The organism is Methylophaga sp. (assembly GCF_030651745.1).
In genome coordinates, this window is record NZ_JAUSCC010000035.1 from 1 (window position 1) to 19854 (window position 19854).

Below are 19854 nucleotides of genomic sequence, written 5' to 3' on the forward strand. Positions count from 1 at the left end.
AAAATCACACACGTGCCGACACAGTTTTCGGGGTGCTGTCTGAAAATTCAGATCAGTCGATAGCTGGGGTACGTGGAGGTTTAACCCCATATATATAGGTATAAAAATGGCTAAAATTACAATGCGCCAAATGCTTGAAGCAGGCGTTCACTTCGGTCACCAAACACGTTACTGGAACCCGAAAATGGGTCCTTTCATTTTTGGTAAGCGTAACAATATTCATATCGTGAACTTAGAGCACAGTCTGCCTATGTTCAACGATGCACTCAACTACGTCAGCAAACTGGCTTCCAAAAAAGGCCGTATTCTGTTCGTTGGCACCAAGCGTGCTGCACAGGATGCTATCCGTGAAGATGCTGAACGTTGTGGCATGCCTTACGTAAACCGTCGCTGGTTAGGCGGCATGCTGACAAACTACCAAACCGTTCGCCAATCAATTAAACGTCTTGAAGCAATTCAAGCAATGATTGAATCTGGTAAAACAGAAGGTTTGAAAAAGAAAGAAGTTCTGAACCTGTCACGCGAACAGGAAAAACTGGAAAAAAGCATCGGCGGTATCAAGAAAATGGGTAACCTGCCTGATGCATTATTTGTTATCGACGTTGATCATGAACGCATCGCGATTCAAGAAGCCAACAAACTGGGCATTCCAGTAATTGCGGTTGTTGATACCAACAGTAATCCTGAAGGTGTTGACTACGTTATCCCTGGTAACGACGATTCAATGCGCGCTATCCGTCTGTATACAGCAAACATCGCTGATACCATTCTGGAAGGTCGTGCATCTGTCACCACTGCTGATGCAGCTGATGAGTTTGTTGAAGTCGCACAAGAAAATGCACCAACCGCAGCTGAATAAGCTCGGCTAATGACTCAAGCAGGCTCGCTGTAAAGCGGGCCTGTGTCGTATGTGTGGTCTGGAAAAGACCGTTCACAAAAATTGATTTTTAAGGGTTACAAAAATGGCTATAACTGCAGCTTTAGTAAAAGAACTGCGTGAGCGTACAGGCTCCGGCATGATGGAATGCAAAAAAGCACTGGTTGAATCTAACGGTGATATCGAAGTAGCGATTGAAGAGATGCGTAAATCTGGTCTGGCCAAAGCCGACAAGAAATCTGATCGTGTTGCTGCTGAAGGCGTTATTGCAATCGAAACCAGTGCTGATAACAAACAAGCAGTAATGCTTGAAGTGAACTCAGAAACTGACTTCGTAGCAAAAGCAGATGATTTTGTTAATTTCGTTGATGCCGTAGCGAAGAAAGTGCTTGAAGCACAACCTGCTGATTTAGATGCATTAATGCAATTAACATTAAGTAATGGTGAAAGTATTGATACCGTTCGCCAAACCTTGATCGCAAAAATCGGTGAAAACATTCAAGTTCGTCGTTTCACTTTGATGAACTCTGATGCAGGCGTGATTGGTGCGTACCGTCATGGCGATCGTATCGGTACTCTGGTTCAACTGAACGGTGGCGATGAAAGCCTGGCTAAAGATTTGGCAATGCATGTTGCTGCCAGCCGCCCTCAAGCTGTTTCTGCTGCTGAATTGCCAGAAGAATTATTGCAAAAAGAACGTGATATCGTGGCGACTCAAGCACGTGAAAGCGGCAAGCCAGAAGCGATTGTTGAAAAAATGATCGAAGGCCGTATGAGCAAGTTCGTTAACGAAATCAGCCTGCTGGGCCAAGCGTTTGTTAAAGATCCAGATGTAACAGTTGAAAAATTGGTCAAACAAGCTGGTGCAACAGTTGAAGCTTTTGCCTGTTTTGAAGTCGGTGAAGGTATCGAGAAAAAAGCAGACAACTTTGCTGAAGAGGTTATGGCTCAGGCACGAGGAAATTAAATTATGACAGCATCGGGAAGTCAGCCAGTTTACAAGCGTATTCTGCTCAAACTGAGTGGGGAGGCTTTAATGGGGAGTGCCGAATACGGCATTCAACCCGAGGTGATTTCCCGGTTTGCCCAAGAAATATCTGAGCTGAATGCCCAAGGTGTTCAGCTCGGTATAGTGATAGGTGGCGGTAATATCTTCCGTGGGGCAGGTCTTGCTGCCAGCGGCATGGATAGAGTCAGTGCCGATCACATGGGTATGTTGGCAACCGTATTAAATGCACTGGCACTACAGGATGCTCTGGAACGTAATGGAACATTCTGTCGTGTCATGTCTGCAATCCGTATTCATGAAGTCTGTGAAGATTATCTGCGTCGCCGTGCTATTCGTCATTTGGAAAAAGGCCGCGTGGTCATTTTTGCCGCAGGTACCGGTAATCCATTTTTTACCACAGATTCAGCTGCCAGTTTACGTGCAGTAGAGATTGGCGCCGAACTGATGCTTAAGGGCACACAGGTCGATGGTGTATACAATTCAGATCCAAGAAAAGATCCCAATGCTATTCGTTATGAAACTTTGTCTTATGATGAAGTCATTAATAACCGTCTTGCAGTGATGGATACAACGGCAGTGGTGATGTGTCAGGAACAAAAAATGCCTTTACGGGTATTTAATGTTCATGAATACGGTAATCTCACTGGCATTGTTTATGGAAAAAATGTTGGTACATTGGTTAAATAGGACAAATCATGATTAATGATATTCAAAAAGATGCAGCAGATCGGATGCAAAAAAGCGTCGTCGCTCTGAGTACTGCACTGGCAAAAATTCGTGCCGGTCGGGCGCATACCAGTTTATTAGATCATGTCACCGTGCCATATTACGGCTCTGATGTTCCATTAAGTCAGGTTGCTAGTGTCGGCATTGAAGATTCAAGAACCATCACGGTAACGCCATGGGAAAAAAATATGGTGTCAGTGATCGAAAAAGCCATTATGACTTCTGATTTGGGCGTTAACCCAAACAGTGCAGGCATGACGATTCGTATTCCAATCCCGCCGTTAACAGAAGAACGTCGTAAAGATTTAGTCAAAGTAGCTAAATCTGAAGCTGAAAATGCTCGTATTGCCGTGCGTAATATTCGTCGTGATGCAAATGGCAGTCTGAAAGATTTATTGAAAGACAAGGCGATTTCTGAAGACGAACAGCGTGGTGCAGAAGAAGCCATTCAAAAATTAACCGATAGCACCATCAAACAGATTGACGAAGTGCTGGCAGAGAAAGAAACTGATTTGATGGCGGTCTAAGCCATCTTGGTTTAGCCATATTGATGAAATCTTCCAGCCGTTCTATTCCCAGACACATTGCTATCATCATGGATGGCAATGGTCGCTGGGCAAAACAACGGTTACAACCTCGTTTTATGGGACATCGCGCAGGTGTAAGAGCGGTGGAAGGTATCGTGAAACATTGTGTTGCAACCGGTGTGGAAGTGCTCAGTCTGTTTGCCTTCAGCAGTGAAAACTGGCGCCGTCCGGGCAAAGAAGTTAATTTACTGATGGAGTTATTCAGTCATGCATTGGATAACCAGGTCAAACGTCTGCATAAAAACAATATTCGTCTGAACATTATTGGTGATATCAGCCGTTTTTCGGTATCACTGCAGCAACAAATTGCTGATGCCACCGCATTAACCGCTGCCAATAATGGTTTGATTCTGAACATTGCTGCTAACTATGGTGGTCGTTGGGATATCACCCAATCGGTTCGGCAGATTGCTGACAAAATTAAATCCGGCGAACTGCAACCTGATGAAATTGATGAAACGCTTATAGCCACTCATCTGGTCACCGCTGAGTTACCCGAACCGGATTTGTTTATTCGTACCGGTGGGGAACAACGCATCAGTAATTTCCTGATGTGGCAGCTCGCCTATACCGAATTATATTTTACCGAGAAGTTGTGGCCAGAATTTAATGCGCAGGATCTGGATACGGCGATTGACTCTTTTTCCAGTCGCGAACGACGTTTTGGTCGAACATCAGAGCAGCTTACGGGGCAAGAAGATGCTTAAACAGCGATTAATAACTGCCGCAGTGCTTATCCCATTAGTTGTACTGGCAATTTTGTTATTACCCAGTATTGGCTTTATCGCTTTAATGGCAGCGATCGCTTTAATGGCAATCTGGGAATGGCTTTCCATGGCAGCAATGAAGCCACCCACTAAAATATTGGCCAGTTTGTCTTTTCTTGCTGTTTTGCTGGTGTTGTTTACCATGGCAGTAATACAACATGTTTTATTAAGTGGATTGATTTTCTGGTTACTTGCCAGCCTCATTATTGTTGTATTTGCTCATCGACCTTTACCTGGTTTTCTCGCACGATGTTTTCACAATAAAGTATTTACTTATCTGTTGAGCATGCTGGTTGCTTTGTTGTTTGTTTATAGCGCGGTATGGCTGCATGGATTGGCTAATAATGGGCCAGTGTTAGTGCTTTATGTGCTTGTCAGTGTCTGGCTGGCAGATACTGGCGGCTATTTTGCTGGCAAGCGTTGGGGAAAGCATGCTTTAGCAAAAGCCATCAGCCCAAATAAAACTTTGGAGGGATTGGCTGGTGCATTGATCCTGGTTGCTGTCTGGAGCGTGCTGGCTTATCAGCTAGGAGTTGCAGAGGATTTATGGATAATTACATGGATTGTTATCAGCCTGACAACTGGTTTGATTTCGGTTAGTGGGGATCTGTTTGAGAGTCTGTTTAAACGTAGCTATCAGACAAAAGACAGCGGGAATTTATTACCAGGTCATGGCGGAATGCTGGATCGGGTGGATAGTCTGTTAGCGGCAGTACCATTCTTCGCTGCACTGATGTGGCTGACAGGGCAATTTTGATGCAGCGCGTTACTATCCTTGGTTCTACCGGTTCAATTGGCATCAGCACTTTAGACGTATTACAACGTCATCCAGATAAATATTGTGTTTATGCGCTTGCAGCAAATAAGTCGGTTGATGCTTTATTTGAGCAATGCCAACAATTTCAGCCGACAGTTGCAGTAATGTTATGCCCTGAGTCAGCGGCACAGCTTGACGTTAAACTTCGTGATGCTGGATTAGCCGTTAAAGTACAAAGTGGCATGCAAGCGTTGGAGATGATTTCCAGTACCGAAGAAACCGATGTTGTAGTGGCTGCAATAGTCGGTGCGGCTGGTTTATTGCCGACGTTGGCCGCAGCCAAAGCGGGTAAACGAATTCTATTGGCAAATAAAGAAGCCCTGGTGATGAGCGGCGCACTCCTGATGCGTGAAGTTCAGTCGAATAATGCCATTTTGTTACCAGTCGATAGCGAACATAATGCTATTTGGCAATGTATGCCGGTAAGTGACAAACAGCAGTATCATTTTGAGAACAAAGGTATTCGTCGCATTATTCTTACAGCATCCGGCGGACCGTTTCGGGATTGGGATATAGCCGATTTAGAAGACGTAACACCTGAACAAGCTGTAGCGCATCCGAATTGGTCAATGGGGCAGAAAATCTCCGTTGATTCCGCCACTATGATGAACAAAGGCCTGGAAGTCATTGAAGCTCATTGGTTGTTCGGGGTGTCTAGCGATAAGATTGAAGTTGTATTGCATCGCCAAAGTATTATTCATTCAATGGTGGATTATGTTGATGGATCGGTTCTGGCACAAATGGGCAATCCTGATATGCGCACGCCGATTGCCAATACTTTGGCTTGGCCAGAACGCATTGATTCAGGAGTCGAAGCGTTGGATTTAGTCAAAGCAGGGCGACTTGATTTTGCAGCAGCGGATTTTGAGCGTTTTCCCTGTTTGGCTCTTGCGTATCAGGCATTAAACGCCGGTGGAACCAGTACGGCGATTCTTAATGCTGCCAATGAGGTAGCTGTAGAAGCATTTCTCAAGCGGCAGATTAAATTTACTGATATTGCTCGTATTATCGCTGATGTGTTGGATACAGTTCCATCAACAGCTGCCGATTCATTAGAGCAAATTTTGTCAGCCGATGGGCTGGCCAGAAAAGTTGCTCAACAGCAAATGCAGGTTCTATGCAATCACTGATATTTTTCATCATCGCTCTGAGTTTGCTGGTAGTAATCCATGAGTTTGGACATTACTGGGTGGCACGTCGCTGTGGGGTGAAAGTATTACGGTTTTCGGTTGGCTTTGGGCAGAAAATCTGGTCGAAAAAGTTAAAAAATGGAACTGAATTTGTTATAGCAGCCTTGCCATTGGGCGGTTACGTTAAAATGCTGGACGAAAGGGAAGCGCCGGTTGCAGAGGCTGAACTCGATCAAACCTTTAACCGCCAGCCTTTAAGAAACCGTGTAGCAATTGTTTCTGCAGGCCCTATTGCCAACCTGTTATTTGCGGTGTTTGCCTACTGGATGATCATGGTCATCGGTGTGCCGGGCATTAAACCGATTATTTCAGAAGTCACGGAGAACTCACCCGCCGCTGCTGCTCAATTGTATGCAGGCGAAGAGATCATCGCTGTCAATGGCAAAGCAACACCAACCGTCAATAGTTTGTTTCAGCAATGGTTAAGATTGGCCCAGTCTGGTGAAACCATCACGCTGACCACGCGCAGTGCTGATATCGAAACCAATAAACAGCTGACTTTACCCAAGCTTGGTTTGGATGATGCAGGATCGTTATTCCAGCAGATTGGTATTAAAACCGTACAACCGGAAATGCCTCCGGTTTTAGGTAATATCGTTGCCGAAAGTCCCGCAGAAAAAGCAGGACTAAAGGCTGGAGATGAATTAATTTCAGCTGATGGCAAGCCATTAGCAAGTTGGCAGGCCTGGGTCAGTTTAATTCAAAGTAATGCGGAACAGCCGATGACAGTTGAAATTCTTCGCAATGGAGAGATTCAGCAACTCGTTATTACCCCCGCCGCAGATGACAATGGTGTGGGGCGAATAGGGGCGGCAGTCAACACTGATGTATATGAAATTTCAGCCGAATTAAGATCGGAATTACGCTATGGGCCTTTGGCTGCGATTCCGCAAGCTTTCACTCAAACCTGGCAATTTAGTGTCACCACATTGAGTGGCCTTTGGGGAATGCTGGTCGGTACCGTTTCTAGTGACAACCTTGGTGGTCCAATTGCTATTGCTCAGTTTGCTGGTGATTCAGCCCAGCAAGGACTGGTTGCCTTTATCAGTTTTTTAGCAATGATCAGTATCAGTTTAGGTATTTTGAATTTATTACCTGTTCCTGTTCTTGATGGTGGTCATTTACTGATGTATTTTTTTGAGTGGGTGCGCGGTAAACCTTTACCAGAATCCGTTCAAATTCAAGGACAAAAAATAGGATTATTTTTGATTTTGCTGCTAATGGTATTCGCTTTTACAAATGACATCGTTCGACTCATTGGCTAATGCTCACATTGCAGGTACACTTACGATTTCTTCGGCTGACTGACTGTAAAATAACAATGAAACAAATCATCACAGCATTGACGCTCATCTGGTTATCCTCCGCAGCTTGGGCCGAGGAATTTATCATCAAAGATATCCGGGTTGAGGGGTTACAAAGGATTTCTGCGGGCACGGTTTTTAACTTCTTGCCTGTCAGGGTCGGCGACGAACTGACAGATAATGATGTCAGAGGCATTATTCGCTCCTTATTTAAATCAAAATACTTCAATGATGTTCAGGTTGAGCGCGACGACGGCGTGTTAGTTATCAAAGTCAGCGAGCGTCCAGCGATTTCCAGTATTGAATTTGTCGGTAACAAGGATTTGGATAGTGATGAACTGACTAAATCATTGCGCCAGATTGGCTTTGCAGAAGGTCAGGTGTTTGAGCAAGCTATGCTGGAAAGGGTTGAGCTGGAATTGCAACGTCAATATTTCAGTCGTGGTAAGTACGGTGTGACGATTGATTCTGAGGTCACACCTTTATCGCGCAACCGTGTAGCGGTCCGCATCAATATGGCAGAAGGTGTGGTCGCCACTATTGGTGAAATCAATATTGTCGGTAACAATTCTTATGATGATGCAGAGCTGCTCAGTGAATTTGAATCAACAACCGGTGGCTGGTTATCATCGTTAACCAAAGACAATCAATATTCTCGTCAGAAATTATCGGCCGATCTTGAATCACTTCGCTCCTTTTATCTGGATCGCGGTTATGTTGATTTTACTGTTGAGTCAACACAGGTAACCATTTCAGATGATAAAAAGCAGATGTTTATCACCATCAATATTTCTGAAGGTGAACGCTACAAAATCAATGAAGTAAGATTAGCTGGTAACCTTATCGTACCTGAAGAAGAATTATTTAATCTGGTCACCATTCGTAAAAATTCTGTGTTTTCCAGAAAAGCGATTACTTCGAGCTCTGAAAGACTCACTGATCGCCTTGGTAATGACGGTTATGCTTTTGCTAACGTCAACGCGGTTCCTGATATCGATCGTGCTACCCGTGAAGTTAATCTTACTTTCTTTGTTGACCCAGGTCGTCGTGCCTATGTAAGGCGCATCAATATTTCCGGTAACAGTAAAACCCGTGACGAAGTATTGCGTCAGGAAATGCGTCAACAGGAATCAGCATGGATATCAACCGGTCAGGTTGAGCGTTCACGTGAGCGAATTGCACGTTTAGGCTATTTTGAAGATGTGAATGTCGAAACACTGCCTGTGGCAGGTACTTCTGATCAGGTTGATCTTGATTTCAATGTAACGGAAATGGCTTCCGGTAGTTTGTCTGCTGGTATCGGTTATTCGCAATCTGACGGTATTATCTTTAATGCTAACGTTACCCAAAGAAACTTCTTTGGTAGTGGTAAACATGTAAGCTTCGGTTTTAATAATAGCCGAGTGAATACTGTTTATAGCTTTGGTTATACCAATCCATTTGCCACGGTAGATGGGGTCAGTCAGGGCTTTAACCTTTTCTATCGTGAAACCGATGCGTTTGAGGCGAACATCGCCAGCTATACCACTGACGTTTTTGGTGGTGATATTAACTTTGGTATACCGATTTCAGAGAATAACCGGATCAACCTTGCGTTTGGTTATGAGAACACCCAATTGGATCTGCCAAGTAACAATGTAATCACTCGCTATGATGACTTTATCGATAAAGAAGGTGATTCATTTCATACGTTTCCTGTAACTGTTGGTTGGTCAAGTGATACGCGCAATAATGCGATCCTGCCAACAAGAGGTATGTCACAAAGTATCTCTGCCGAGGTGGCAACACCTATTGGCAACTTGGAATACTATAAACTGCGTTACCGTAACAACTGGTATACACCTTTAAATGATACCTTCACCTTTGCTTTGAAAGCAGATCTTGGTTACGGTAAAGCTTATGGTGGCACGGAACAATTTCCATTCTTCCAGAACTTTTACGCTGGCGGTATTCGAAGTGTGCGTGGTTATAGAGCCAATACTTTGGGTGTTAGAGAAGACGACCGTCCACTTGGTGGTAATCTAATGGTTACAGGTGGAGCAGAAGTTATTTTCCCCATCCCATTCATGAAAAAAGCTTTACGCTCTTTCCGCTTGAGCACATTCGTGGATGTGGGTAACGTATATGATGTCGATGAAAGCTTTGATGCTGATTTGCTGCGATATTCTGCCGGTTTATCAGCAATTTGGATTTCACCATTTGGCGCAATGTCGTTTAGTATTGCTGCTCCGTTCCGTGATCAGCCAGATGATGAAACAGAAGTATTCCAGTTTTCTTTGGGATCGACATTTTAAATTTAACTATCGGAGTTAAGAGTGAAAAACATCAAGATTGTTGGCCTGTTATTGGCATCTTTAATGGTCAGCCCCGTTTATGCAGCTGAAATGAAAATCGGCGTTGTTAACGCCAGTGTTGTATTAGATCAGTCTCCACAGAAAGAACGTGCATTAGCCAGATTGGAAAAAGAATTTTCAACTCGCAGCAAATCACTCGAAAATAAGCTCAAGGAAGTACGTGCAGCTCAAGATAAATTAAATCGTGATGCGGCCGTGTTAGGCAATGACGAACGTCAAGCTCAGGAACGTAAAATTATTAACGATCAACGTGAATTGAAACGTTTGCAAGATGAATATAGCGAAGACTTATCTATACGTCGTAACGAAGAGTTGCGTAAGTTAGAAGAAGAAATCGCAGAAACTATCGTGGAACTTGCTAAAAAAGAATCTTATGACTTGGTGCTTTATCAAGGCGTTATTTTTGCCAGTGAACGGGCAGATTTGACAGCTAAAGTGCTGGAAAGATTGAAAGCGAAATAAGAGTCTTTGCGTGGTCTGGACCTTAGCAAAAATAGCATCTGAAATTGGTGCGCAGCTGGTAGGTAACGCGGACAAAGAGATAACCGGTGTCGGTACTTTGCAAAACGCAAAGGATACCGACATCAGCTTTTTAGCCAATACCAAGTACCGTCAATATCTTAAATCCACTTCAGCCGGTTGTGTGATTGTGTCACCTGCCGATTTGGCTGAAGTGACAACCAATGCATTGGTCATTGATGATACGTATGTTGCGTATGCTAAAGCAGCTTCCTTGCTATACCCTGAAGAAGTACCTGATACCGGTATCCATTCCAGCGTGGTAATTGGTGACAATTGTACTATTGCCATGTCTGCCAGGATCGCTGCTCAGGTATTTATTGGGGCAAATGTGCAGATTGGTGACAATGTTGTGATTGGGCCGGGCTGTATCATCGAAAATGATGTCAAAATTGGTGCTGATAGCCGGTTGATGTCAAATGTGACATTGTGCCGAAAAGTTATCATTGGGCAACGAGTTCGGATTCATCCCGGTGTCGTAATAGGTGCAGATGGTTTTGGCATTGCCAACGATAATGGTAATTGGTTAAAGATTCCGCAGGTAGGCAAAGTTATTATCGGTGATGATGTGGAAATTGGTGCGAATACGACGATTGATCGTGGTGCGATTGATGACACCATTATCAGTAATGGCGTAAAGCTGGATAATCAGATTCAAATTGGTCACAACGTTTTTATTGGTGAGCATACAGTGATTGCTGGCTGTGTCGGCATATCCGGCAGCACCCGTATTGGTTCACATTGTGCTATTGGCGGTGGAACAGGAATCGCTGGTCATATTGAAATCACTGATGGTGTTCAATTAACGGGGATGAGTATGGTGACCAAGTCTATTATGGCCGCTGGGACTTACTCTTCAGGAATTCCGGTAGAGCCCACCAGGGAATGGCATAGAAATGTTGTTCGCTATAGACAGCTAGATAAATTAAACGACAAATTAAAACAATTAGAAGCCAAGTTGAATCAATGAACGGTTTCATTGTGGGTCTTGTAGACTCGGCTTTACCGCAACAGTGTCTCAACGTAAGATTACTGCACGCAAAAATATAAATCCTAAAGGATAATCAGATTGAACACCATTGACATACATGAGATTCAACGCTTACTACCACACCGATACCCATTTCTGTTAATTGATAGGGTGATTGAATTTACTCCAGGTGAACATCTGGTTGGAATTAAAAATGTCAGTTTCAACGAACCCCACTTTACCGGGCACTTCCCGCAGCGCGTTATTATGCCGGGCGTTTTGATACTTGAAGCATTAGCGCAGGCTACGGGATTATTGGCGTTTAAAACAGCCGATCAAATTCGTTCAGATGAGGCATTGTATTATCTTGCTGGTATCGATAATGCTCGCTTCAAAAAGCCAGTTGAGCCAGGTGACCAGTTACGGCTCGAAGTGAAGCTAATTAAAAATAAACGTAATTTATGGAAGTTTTACGGTCAGGCGACTGTTGACGGCGAGGTCGTTGTCAGTGCTGATATTATGTGTGTTAACCAAGAAATGCCTTCGTGATACATCAAACTGCTTTAATTGATCCCAGCGCTAAAATTGCTGATGACGTTACTATCGGTGCATACAGTATTATCGGAGCGGATGTTGAAATTGCTTCAGGTACACAAATCGCTTCGCATGTCGTCATCAATGGACCTACTAAAATTGGTCGAAATAACCGTATATTTCAATTCTCGTCGATAGGCGAAGAGCCACAGGATAAGAAATATCATGGTGAACCGACGCTATTGGAGATCGGTGACAATAACCTGATCCGTGAATCTGTCACCATTAACCGTGGCACGGTGCAAGGTGGTGGCATTACCAAGGTTGGCAGTAATAACTGGATCATGGCCTATGTGCATATCGCTCACGATTGTATTATTGGTGACGATAATATCTTTGCTAATAATGCTTCGCTTGCCGGCCATGTGATTGTTGACCAGCAGGTTATTTTGGGCGGGTTCACTCTGGTTAGCCAGTTCAACCACCTTGGTTCACATTGTTTCAGTGCCATGGGCAGTGTCATTTCAAGAAATGTACCGCCTTATGTACTGGTTTCTGGCCATATGGCCGAACCAGTAGGTATTAATGTAGAAGGTTTACGTAGACGTTCTTTTACAGATACTCAAATTCGAAATATTCGACAGGCATATAAACTGGTTTACCGTTCAGGCTTACGCATGGAACAGGCACGTGAACGATTAAAGGATATCCAGCAAGAAGCAGCAGAATTAGCTATCTTTATTGATTTTCTGGACAAACAACAGGGCGGAATCATCCGGTAGTGATTACCGGATGATTTACCGTTACCAACAAGTCTAGTCGTTAGCAGGCGTTGAGCTGATACGATGAATGCTCAAATCTGCACCATTAAACTCTTCTTCTGCAGTTAGTCTCAAGCCTATAACGGCTTTTAAGCCACCATAAACGATCAGACCACCACCAAAAGCAATGCTGACGCCAATTGCTGCCCCAATAAATTGAGATGCGAGACTAACACCACCCATACCACCGAGCGCTATCTGGCCGAAGATACCCGCAGCAATCGCTCCCCATACCCCACACAGGCCATGAAGTGGCCATACACCTAATACATCATCAATTTTCCATTTGTTCTGAGCTAAGGTGAACGTGATGACAAATAAACCACCAGCTAATGATCCCGTAATCAACGCACCAAGTGGATGCATTATGTCTGAGCCAGCACAAATAGCGACTAATCCGGCAAGCGGGCCGTTATGAACAAAGCCCGGATCATTACGCCCGATCAAACAAGCTGCCAGTGTTCCACCCACCATGGCCATCAGCGAATTAATCGCTACTAAACCACTGATTCCTTCAATTTCTTGTGCCGACATCACATTAAAACCAAACCAGCCGACCGTCAGGATCCATGCTCCCAGCGCTAAAAAAGGGATATTTGATGGTGGATGAGCATAAATTTCACCTTGTTTACCATAGCGACCATGACGCGGCCCTAATAACAGGACGGCTGCCAAGGCTATCCATCCACCAACAGCATGAACCACAATAGAGCCCGCGAAATCATGAAATCCGGCACCGAATTGGTTTTCCAGCCAATTCTGAATTCCAAATAAACCGTTCCAACTAATTCCCTCGAACAATGGATAGACAAATCCGGCTATTAAAAACGTGGCGATTAATTGTGGATTGAACTTAGCACGTTCAGCGATACCACCTGACACGATGGCAGGTATTGCCGCCGCAAATGTTAATAAAAAGAAGAACTTTACCAAAGCATAGCCGTTATTCTCAGCTAATAAGGGCGATGGTTGAAAGAAATTCAGGCCATAAGCAATGCTATAACCAATAAAAAAGTAGGCTATGGTGGATACACCAAAATCGGTAATGATTTTGACTAAGGCATTGACTTGATTTTTCTTGCGTACAGTACCGACTTCAAGAAAAGCAAAGCCAGCATGCATGGCCAGCACCATAATGGCGCCTATTAAAATAAAAAGTACGTCGCTTGCGTTTTGCACAATGGGTTTTCCTTATAATTAGATTTGAGCAAGCACCAAAATAGCAATTCTTGCACCAAATCAGACTTATCCATATAAATCAAACAGCTATCATTTTTGATAAGCTGTAAATACCCATTAATTGAACCTTTATAGTGCATTTTATGTTTTCTATGAACCTATATGGTGCAGATGCATGGTGCATGAGCCGGTTAGCACAATCCGTGGATAAACACGTATAATCTGGCACTTTAATTCACTTATAAAACAGTGATGGCTTAACTATCCTTAATTGCTGTATGCAAGGAGTAAACGATGGATATCTACGCATCGGATGATGAAAAAGGCGAAGCGATAAAAAATTGGTGGCGTGAAAACGGCCGCTCTGTTGTCACCGGTGTGATTTTAGGTGGAGCTGTTATTTTTGGTGGCAGATACTGGATAAATTTCCAACAAGCCAAGACTGAACAAGCCGCCGCTATGTATCAGCAAGTCCAGTTCAATATTGGCGAAGCGAATTTGACTGCTGCTGAAGATTTGACGCAGGAATTGATGCAATCACATTCCAAAACGCCTTATGCCGCATTTGCTGCAATTGAACTCGCCGCCGAACAAGTCCGTAATGATCAAGCCGCTTCTGCATTGGAATATCTGAAATGGACTGCGGATAAAGCAAAACTCTCCGGCCAAAAGGATTTAGCCAGACTTCGCATGGTTCGTGTTTTGATGGATCAAGGCGAATATGAGCAGGCCATGCAGTTGGCTCAGCAACCCGCATCAGAAGGTTTTACCTCATTGTTTGCGGAGCTTGAAGGTGACATTCATCTTGTACAAGAGAATAAAGCAGATGCCTTTAAAGCCTACCGTAATGCTATTTCCAGCATGGATGTTGATGATCCCCGTAAGATTTTATTAGAAATGAAACGAGATGATGCGGCAGTTATCAATGAAGGCTAATTTACTAAAAAACTTGTTTATCGGGATGGTTCTTACTTCCTTGGCTGGATGTGGAACAATTAAAGAGTTTTTTGCTGCAGATGCTTATGAAGCACCTCCCGCAGAATTAACTGAGTTTCAAGTCGAGTTTGAACCGAAAAATATCTGGTCAACCAATACCGGTGATGGTGCCAAGACGGCCTACGCTAATATTGCTCCATGGTTGCAAGGTAATTCAATTATAACCGTGGATCATAAAGGTGATGTGCGCAGTCATAATATTGAAAACGGCCGACGTGATTGGCGCACGCGATTAAATATTTCTGTGGCCTCAGGTGTAGGCGGTGGGGAGGGACTGATTGTAGTTGGTGCCCAGTCTGGTGAAGTCGTAGCCTTAGATGGGGCCACTGGTAAAGAACTGTGGCGTCAACGACTCAGTAGTGAAGTTCTGGCACCGCCAAAAGTGGGGGATGGCATGGCTGTCATCCGAACTGCTGATGGTCGTTTAACAGCACTTTCCGCCACCAATGGCAATATTCTATGGAACTACCAGCGGGCCGTACCCTTATTAAGTTTACGCGGTGTAAGCGCTCCGGTCATTGATGGACAAAGTGTTCTGGCTGGATATGACAATGGCAAGTTAGTCGCACTTTCCCTTAATGATGGCAAAGTTATCTGGGATAGAAGCGTGGCCATTCCAAGTGGTCGGACTGAGCTTGAAAGATTGGTTGATATTGATGCTGATCCGGTTATTCATAATGGTATTGTCTATGTTGTGGCTTTCCAGGGGAACCTTGCGGCAATGGATGTTGATACCGGGCAAACACTTTGGGATAGAGAAATGTCATCTACCTCTGGTATCGCCGTCGATCCAACTAATGCGGTTTATGTCAGCGATGACCAAAGCTATTTATGGGCTATTGCGGATGGAACCGGTGATTCATTGTGGCGGCAGACGTTGTTGTTGAGACGCTCTATTTCAGCTCCAGTCATTGCTGGTGATTATGTTGTCGTAGGTGACTTTGAAGGCTATCTGCATTGGGTAGCGCGTTCAGATGGTCGTTTTGTTGCCCGCCAACGAATTGATAAAAATGCTATTCGCAGCCAACCAGTCGTACGCGATGGTGTGCTATATGTGATGACAACAGGCGGCAAGTTAACCGCCATTCGGATCCCTTAACTGTGAAACCTGTTATTGCTCTTGTTGGGCGGCCGAATGTTGGCAAATCTACATTATTCAATCGTCTGACCAAGACACGTAATGCTTTGGTGGCTGATCATGAGGGGTTGACCCGTGACCGCATCTACGGCAATGCCCGACACGATGAAGCTGAATTTATTCTGATCGACACTGGTGGTTTGACGGTGCAGGGTGACGATATGTCAGATCTGATGCGTAAACAAGCTGAATTGGCGATTGTAGAAGCAGATCTGATCTTATTTTTAGTGGATGGTAAGGCCGGTGTGGTGCCGGCAGATGAGCTGATTGCCAAACAGTTACGTAACGTGGGCAAACCAGTTTTATTGGTAATTAATAAAACTGAAAGTGAACAACGAGAACTGGCGGCGGCTGATTTTTATCGACTTGGATTGGGTGAGCCGGAAGTGATCTCGGCAACTCAAGGTCGTGGTATCAGTAATTTAATGAATACCCTGATGCGCGAATTACCTGCTATCCGTATTGTTGAAACGGAAGAGGAAGAGGCGGCAGAAGATACATCGGGTGATATCCGACTGGCAGTAGTAGGACGGCCAAATGTAGGTAAGTCGACGCTGGTTAATCGACTGCTAGGAGAGGATCGCGTTGTTGCCTTTGATGAACCAGGCACAACCCGTGACAGTATTTATATTCCCTTTGAGAAAGACGGTACCAGTTACATCTTGATTGATACTGCCGGTGTCAGACGTCGCTCTAAAGTGTCTGAAGCTTTGGAAAAGTTCAGTATTGTTAAGACATTACAGGCTATAGAAGCTGCCAATGTAGTGTTATTGGTATTGGATGCGCATGATGGTATTGTCGATCAGGATCTGCATCTGGCAGGATTAATTATCGAAAGCGGCAGAGCTGTGGTTATTGCCGTTAATAAGTGGGACGGTCTTGAGAAACAGGAACGTGAATGGGTTGCCACTAATATTGAACGCCGTCTGCCATTTTTAAGCTTTGCCAAAACCCATTTTATTTCGGCTTTACATGGCAGTGGTGTCGGCTTATTGCTTAAATCAGTAAAAACAGCCTACGGTTCGGCGCTAGCCAAGATCCCAACTCCGCAATTAACGCGGGTGCTGGAAGAAGCTGTTGCAGATCACCAGCCGCCGTTGGTTAATGGACGTCGTATTAAATATCGTTATGCGCATTTGGGTGGTAAAAATCCTCCCCGCATAATCATCCATGGTAATCAGACGGAAGCGACACCAAACAGCTATCGCCGATATCTGGAAAATTACTTCCGTACTGCACTTAAATTGCAGGGTACGCCGGTGATGATTGAATTTAAAACTAGTGAAAATCCGTTTCAAGAGCGCAAAAAAAAGCAACCTGAAACTCCACAGGAAAAGCGCAAACGGATAATAGCGAGTCGAGCTAAAAAGAGAGAAAGTTAAAAAATTAGGGTCAGTAGAGCTTTCAGCGGTGCCTCTGTTGTGACTCTGAAAGATCAGCAGATCCTAGAGTAAGCCTTCATCTTCATTCATTAAGTTTTCTAATGAATTGAGATGATGGCGGATCTTTTTACGTTGAACCAACTTAGCTTGTGCCGCTTCAGGTAAGTCAGTAAATAAAATGACGCCTTTATCTATCAACGTATTTACCAAATCTTCAATAACCCGGACCATTGCCATATCTGATGCCGTGAGGATGGTTTGAACATCTTCATGACTGTTGGATTGTCCGAGAAACTCGAGTAATTCCGGTGCTTGCGGAGAAATGTATTGGCTTTTATCGCTTTGCGGAGCGTTAAAAACTCCGATTATTTGGCCATTCTCATCGCGATCGATGTATACCATCTTTATTGTTCCCGTCGTTTCTGGGTTATGCTAATTTGAGCAAGGTTAAGCGGTCATAGCTTTACAGTAAAGAAAAAAACTGTGAAACTCCTCACATTTTGAGTTGGATAGCGTCGTCTATTACATGGAACATAAAGCAACTAATCAACACGGACAAAATCGGCAATGGGAGGCGGAGGCAACCTATTTAACTCACGATGATCCTTTATTGGCCTGTCTTACCGTTCTGACGAAGCTGCTACAAAAACCTCACAGCCCGGATTCGATGGTTGCAGGTCTTCCATTAGTTGACAATCGACTGACACCGGATTTATTTTCCAGAGCCGCTGAGCGCGCTGGTTTATCATCAAAAGTCGTCAAACGACCCTTACGGAAAATCTCTCCATTAGTGCTCCCGGCAGTGCTGTTAATGAATGAAGGTAATGCCTGTATTCTAGTTAAGTTAAATGGAAAGCAGGCAACAGTGATTTATCCGGAAAGTGGTGAAACGGAATCTCTTGTTGATTTGGCAGATCTGCAAACACATTACACCGGCTACGCCATTTTTATTAAAGCGGTTCAACACTTTGATAAACGAGGCGAGGTTTCGAGTATACCTCGTGCCAGACATTGGTTTTGGGGAACGCTGACGCGTTTCTGGCGTCTATTTTAGTCAATTTATTCGCTATAGCTTCCCCGTTATTTGTAATGAATGTCTATGACCGGGTAGTCCCTAATCATGCCCTGGCGACGTTGTGGGTGCTGGCAATTGGGGTAGCCATTGTTTTTGTATTTGACTTATTACTACGTACTTTACGTGGTTATTTTATTGATGTTGCTGGCAAAAAAGCCGACGTTATTTTATCAGCCACTATTTTTGAAAAAGTCTTGGGTATCAAAATGGCCGCAAGACCAAACTCGGTCGGCAGCTTTGCCAACAGTATGCAAGAGTTTGAATCATTTCGAGATTTTTTTACATCATCGACGCTTGCAACGTTAATTGACCTGCCGTTTACCTTTTTATTCATTGCGGTTATCTGGTTGATCGCAGGCGATTTGGCTTATATCCCCTTGGCAGTGATTCCGATCACTATTTTGATCAGCTTGATTATTCAGATCCCGCTGGGTCGAGCCATCAAGCAACTGTTTCGCCATGCCGGTCAAAAAAGCGCCACGCTGATTGAAACCTTAACCGGGTTAGAGACTATAAAAAGTCTGGGGGCTGAAACACCATTGCAACGCAAATGGGAGCAAACTGCTGGATCAATTTCCAAATATAGTCAAAGAGCAAAATTACTGTCTTCAGCTGCTGTTAATTTAACAACTTTTGTACAGCAAATGACCACGATAGCCGTGGTGGTTTATGGTGTTTATAAAATCAGCGAAAATGAAATCAGTATGGGGGCATTAATTGCCAGCACTATTTTGACAGGAAGAGCCCTAGCGCCAATGGGGCAATTGGCAGGTATTTTGACCCGTTTTCATCATTCAAAAGCCGCTTTGGGTTCTCTGAATAATATGATGAATTTACCGGTTGAACGACCTAATGGCCGTGAGTTTTTACACCGCGAAAAATTCAAAGGCGGCATCGAATTCAAACAGGTCAGTTTCCGTTATCCTGAACAGGCGATAGATGCATTAAGTGATGTTTCTTTCAAACTCAGCCCGGGTGAAAAAGTAGCAATAATCGGGCGGATAGGTTCAGGTAAAAGCTCGATAGAAAAACTTATTCTGGGATTATATGAACCAGCAGATGGTGCCGTTTTACTGGATGAAACTGATCTGCGGCAAATCGATCCCATCGATTTACGACGCTCGATCGGTTATGTCCCTCAGGATGTGATGCTGTTTTTTGGAAGTGTCAGAGACAACATCGCATTAGGTGCCCCTTTTGCTGAGGATTCAGCAGTGCTTCGTGCGGCGGAAATTGCGGGCGTAACTGAGTTTATCAACCGACATCCTTCAGGTTTTGATATGCCAGTAGGTGAGCGTGGAGAAGGGCTGTCTGGCGGGCAGCGCCAAAGTATTGCAGTGGCGCGGGCTTTATTATTGGATCCTCCTGTTTTGGTATTGGATGAGCCAACCAATGCTATGGATAACAGCAGTGAAGAGCGTTTTAAAAGCAAACTCAGTGACATAATCAAAGAGAAAACCCTTATTCTGGTGACACATCGTGCATCGCTGTTAAGTCTGGTGGATCGGGTGTTAGTTATGGATCAAGGAAAGTTGGTGGCGGATGGGCCACGCGAACAAATCCTGGCTGCATTGAAAAGTGGTCATATCCGGGTTTCTAAAGGGTAGAT

General features: G+C 44.2%; 20 protein-coding genes. 18 read left to right on the forward strand and 2 right to left on the reverse strand.

The features are described 5' to 3' along the window. Nucleotides 1-106: 106 nt before the first annotated feature. The 13 genes from rpsB (at nucleotide 107) to lpxA (ending at nucleotide 12436) form a co-directional block, all read left to right on the forward strand. A complete protein-coding gene (gene rpsB, locus Q7V21_RS03795; RefSeq protein ID WP_304916000.1) occupies nucleotides 107-859 on the forward strand; it encodes a 30S ribosomal protein S2 in 753 nt (250 codons plus the stop codon). A 103-nt stretch (nucleotides 860-962) separates the two neighbouring features. After that, a complete protein-coding gene (gene tsf / locus Q7V21_RS03800) occupies nucleotides 963-1844 on the forward strand; it encodes a translation elongation factor Ts (RefSeq protein WP_304916001.1) in 882 nt (293 codons plus the stop codon). A 3-nt stretch (nucleotides 1845-1847) separates the two neighbouring features. Continuing rightward, entirely contained in the window at nucleotides 1848-2573 is a 726-nt protein-coding gene (pyrH, locus tag Q7V21_RS03805) for a UMP kinase (RefSeq protein ID WP_304916002.1), read from the forward strand. Between the two features lie 8 nt (nucleotides 2574-2581). After that, nucleotides 2582-3139 carry a ribosome recycling factor gene (gene frr, locus Q7V21_RS03810; protein ID WP_304916003.1) on the forward strand — a complete coding sequence of 186 codons (558 nt, stop codon included), beginning with the start codon at nucleotides 2582-2584 and terminating at the stop codon, nucleotides 3137-3139. A gap of 23 nt (nucleotides 3140-3162) precedes the next feature. Then, on the forward strand, nucleotides 3163-3906 hold the full coding sequence (locus Q7V21_RS03815) for an isoprenyl transferase (protein WP_304916004.1): 744 nt from the start codon (nucleotides 3163-3165) through the stop codon (nucleotides 3904-3906). Then, nucleotides 3899-4723 carry a phosphatidate cytidylyltransferase gene (locus Q7V21_RS03820; protein ID WP_304916005.1) on the forward strand — a complete coding sequence of 275 codons (825 nt, stop codon included), beginning with the start codon at nucleotides 3899-3901 and terminating at the stop codon, nucleotides 4721-4723. Before Q7V21_RS03815 ends, Q7V21_RS03820 begins: the two co-directional genes overlap by 8 nt. Beyond that, nucleotides 4723-5913, forward strand: a complete 1191-nt coding sequence (gene ispC, locus Q7V21_RS03825; RefSeq protein WP_304916006.1) for a 1-deoxy-D-xylulose-5-phosphate reductoisomerase — start codon at nucleotides 4723-4725, stop codon at nucleotides 5911-5913. The genes Q7V21_RS03820 and ispC overlap by 1 nt, the downstream gene beginning before the upstream one ends. Beyond that, entirely contained in the window at nucleotides 5901-7238 is a 1338-nt protein-coding gene (rseP, locus tag Q7V21_RS03830) for an RIP metalloprotease RseP (RefSeq protein ID WP_304916007.1), read from the forward strand. Before ispC ends, rseP begins: the two co-directional genes overlap by 13 nt. 56 nt (nucleotides 7239-7294) lie before the next feature. Further along, on the forward strand, nucleotides 7295-9571 hold the full coding sequence (gene bamA, locus Q7V21_RS03835; protein ID WP_304916008.1) for an outer membrane protein assembly factor BamA: 2277 nt from the start codon (nucleotides 7295-7297) through the stop codon (nucleotides 9569-9571). 21 nt (nucleotides 9572-9592) lie between these two features. Next, nucleotides 9593-10093: an OmpH family outer membrane protein gene (locus tag Q7V21_RS03840; RefSeq protein WP_304916009.1), complete on the forward strand. Its 501-nt coding sequence runs from the start codon at nucleotides 9593-9595 to the stop codon at nucleotides 10091-10093. A gap of 10 nt (nucleotides 10094-10103) precedes the next feature. Beyond that, nucleotides 10104-11120: a UDP-3-O-(3-hydroxymyristoyl)glucosamine N-acyltransferase gene (gene lpxD, locus Q7V21_RS03845; RefSeq protein WP_304916010.1), complete on the forward strand. Its 1017-nt coding sequence runs from the start codon at nucleotides 10104-10106 to the stop codon at nucleotides 11118-11120. Nucleotides 11121-11219: 99 nt separating this feature from the next. Then, on the forward strand, nucleotides 11220-11669 hold the full coding sequence (gene fabZ / locus Q7V21_RS03850) for a 3-hydroxyacyl-ACP dehydratase FabZ (protein ID WP_292361516.1): 450 nt from the start codon (nucleotides 11220-11222) through the stop codon (nucleotides 11667-11669). Continuing rightward, nucleotides 11666-12436: an acyl-ACP--UDP-N-acetylglucosamine O-acyltransferase gene (lpxA, locus tag Q7V21_RS03855; protein WP_304916011.1), complete on the forward strand. Its 771-nt coding sequence runs from the start codon at nucleotides 11666-11668 to the stop codon at nucleotides 12434-12436. The genes fabZ and lpxA overlap by 4 nt, the downstream gene beginning before the upstream one ends. A gap of 33 nt (nucleotides 12437-12469) precedes the next feature. On the opposite strand, the gene Q7V21_RS03860 is transcribed toward lpxA, so the two are convergent. Then, nucleotides 12470-13654 (reverse strand): ammonium transporter, encoded by a 1185-nt coding sequence (locus tag Q7V21_RS03860; RefSeq protein WP_304916012.1) that lies wholly within the window; start codon nucleotides 13652-13654, stop codon nucleotides 12470-12472. A gap of 294 nt (nucleotides 13655-13948) precedes the next feature. On the opposite strand from Q7V21_RS03860, the gene Q7V21_RS03865 reads away from it, so the two are divergent. The 3 genes from Q7V21_RS03865 to der are packed head-to-tail and all read left to right on the forward strand — an operon-like array spanning nucleotide 13949 to nucleotide 17170. After that, nucleotides 13949-14590, forward strand: coding sequence for a tetratricopeptide repeat protein (locus Q7V21_RS03865; RefSeq protein ID WP_304916013.1), 642 nt, complete (start codon nucleotides 13949-13951; stop codon nucleotides 14588-14590). A gap of 25 nt (nucleotides 14591-14615) precedes the next feature. Further along, complete coding sequence (gene bamB, locus Q7V21_RS03870; protein WP_304916014.1) at nucleotides 14616-15749, forward strand: outer membrane protein assembly factor BamB; 1134 nt, start codon at nucleotides 14616-14618, stop codon at nucleotides 15747-15749. 2 nt (nucleotides 15750-15751) lie between these two features. Next, nucleotides 15752-17170 (forward strand): ribosome biogenesis GTPase Der, encoded by a 1419-nt coding sequence (gene der, locus Q7V21_RS03875; RefSeq protein ID WP_304916015.1) that lies wholly within the window; start codon nucleotides 15752-15754, stop codon nucleotides 17168-17170. Nucleotides 17171-17233: 63 nt separating this feature from the next. Here the strand turns inward: der and Q7V21_RS03880 are convergent, their stop codons facing one another. After that, on the reverse strand, nucleotides 17234-17572 hold the full coding sequence (locus Q7V21_RS03880; protein WP_304916016.1) for a hypothetical protein: 339 nt from the start codon (nucleotides 17570-17572) through the stop codon (nucleotides 17234-17236). Between the two features lie 124 nt (nucleotides 17573-17696). Between Q7V21_RS03880 and Q7V21_RS03885 the strand changes: the two genes are divergently transcribed. Both Q7V21_RS03885 and Q7V21_RS03890 read left to right on the forward strand, forming a co-directional pair. Continuing rightward, on the forward strand, nucleotides 17697-18224 hold the full coding sequence (locus Q7V21_RS03885; RefSeq protein ID WP_304916017.1) for a cysteine peptidase family C39 domain-containing protein: 528 nt from the start codon (nucleotides 17697-17699) through the stop codon (nucleotides 18222-18224). Next, on the forward strand, nucleotides 18188-19852 hold the full coding sequence (locus Q7V21_RS03890; RefSeq protein ID WP_304916018.1) for a type I secretion system permease/ATPase: 1665 nt from the start codon (nucleotides 18188-18190) through the stop codon (nucleotides 19850-19852). Before Q7V21_RS03885 ends, Q7V21_RS03890 begins: the two co-directional genes overlap by 37 nt. Nucleotides 19853-19854 lie beyond the last annotated feature (2 nt).

What these genes read in the sequence shown, in the direction of transcription:
- Q7V21_RS03815 (WP_304916004.1), top strand. Translation starts at nt 3,163, where the DNA reads ATGAAATCTTCCAGCCGTTCTATTCCCAGACACATTGCTATCATCATG.
- rpsB (WP_304916000.1), top strand. Translation starts at nt 107, where the DNA reads ATGGCTAAAATTACAATGCGCCAAATGCTTGAAGCAGGCGTTCACTTC.
- bamB (WP_304916014.1), top strand. Translation starts at nt 14,616, where the DNA reads ATGGTTCTTACTTCCTTGGCTGGATGTGGAACAATTAAAGAGTTTTTT.
- rseP (WP_304916007.1), top strand. Translation starts at nt 5,901, where the DNA reads ATGCAATCACTGATATTTTTCATCATCGCTCTGAGTTTGCTGGTAGTA.
- Q7V21_RS03865 (WP_304916013.1), top strand. Translation starts at nt 13,949, where the DNA reads ATGGATATCTACGCATCGGATGATGAAAAAGGCGAAGCGATAAAAAAT.
- frr (WP_304916003.1), top strand. Translation starts at nt 2,582, where the DNA reads ATGATTAATGATATTCAAAAAGATGCAGCAGATCGGATGCAAAAAAGC.
- ispC (WP_304916006.1), top strand. Translation starts at nt 4,723, where the DNA reads ATGCAGCGCGTTACTATCCTTGGTTCTACCGGTTCAATTGGCATCAGC.
- Q7V21_RS03820 (WP_304916005.1), top strand. Translation starts at nt 3,899, where the DNA reads ATGCTTAAACAGCGATTAATAACTGCCGCAGTGCTTATCCCATTAGTT.
- tsf (WP_304916001.1), top strand. Translation starts at nt 963, where the DNA reads ATGGCTATAACTGCAGCTTTAGTAAAAGAACTGCGTGAGCGTACAGGC.
- Q7V21_RS03880 (WP_304916016.1), bottom strand. Translation starts at nt 17,572, where the DNA reads ATGGTATACATCGATCGCGATGAGAATGGCCAAATAATCGGAGTTTTT.
- bamA (WP_304916008.1), top strand. Translation starts at nt 7,295, where the DNA reads ATGAAACAAATCATCACAGCATTGACGCTCATCTGGTTATCCTCCGCA.
- Q7V21_RS03885 (WP_304916017.1), top strand. Translation starts at nt 17,697, where the DNA reads ATGGAACATAAAGCAACTAATCAACACGGACAAAATCGGCAATGGGAG.
- pyrH (WP_304916002.1), top strand. Translation starts at nt 1,848, where the DNA reads ATGACAGCATCGGGAAGTCAGCCAGTTTACAAGCGTATTCTGCTCAAA.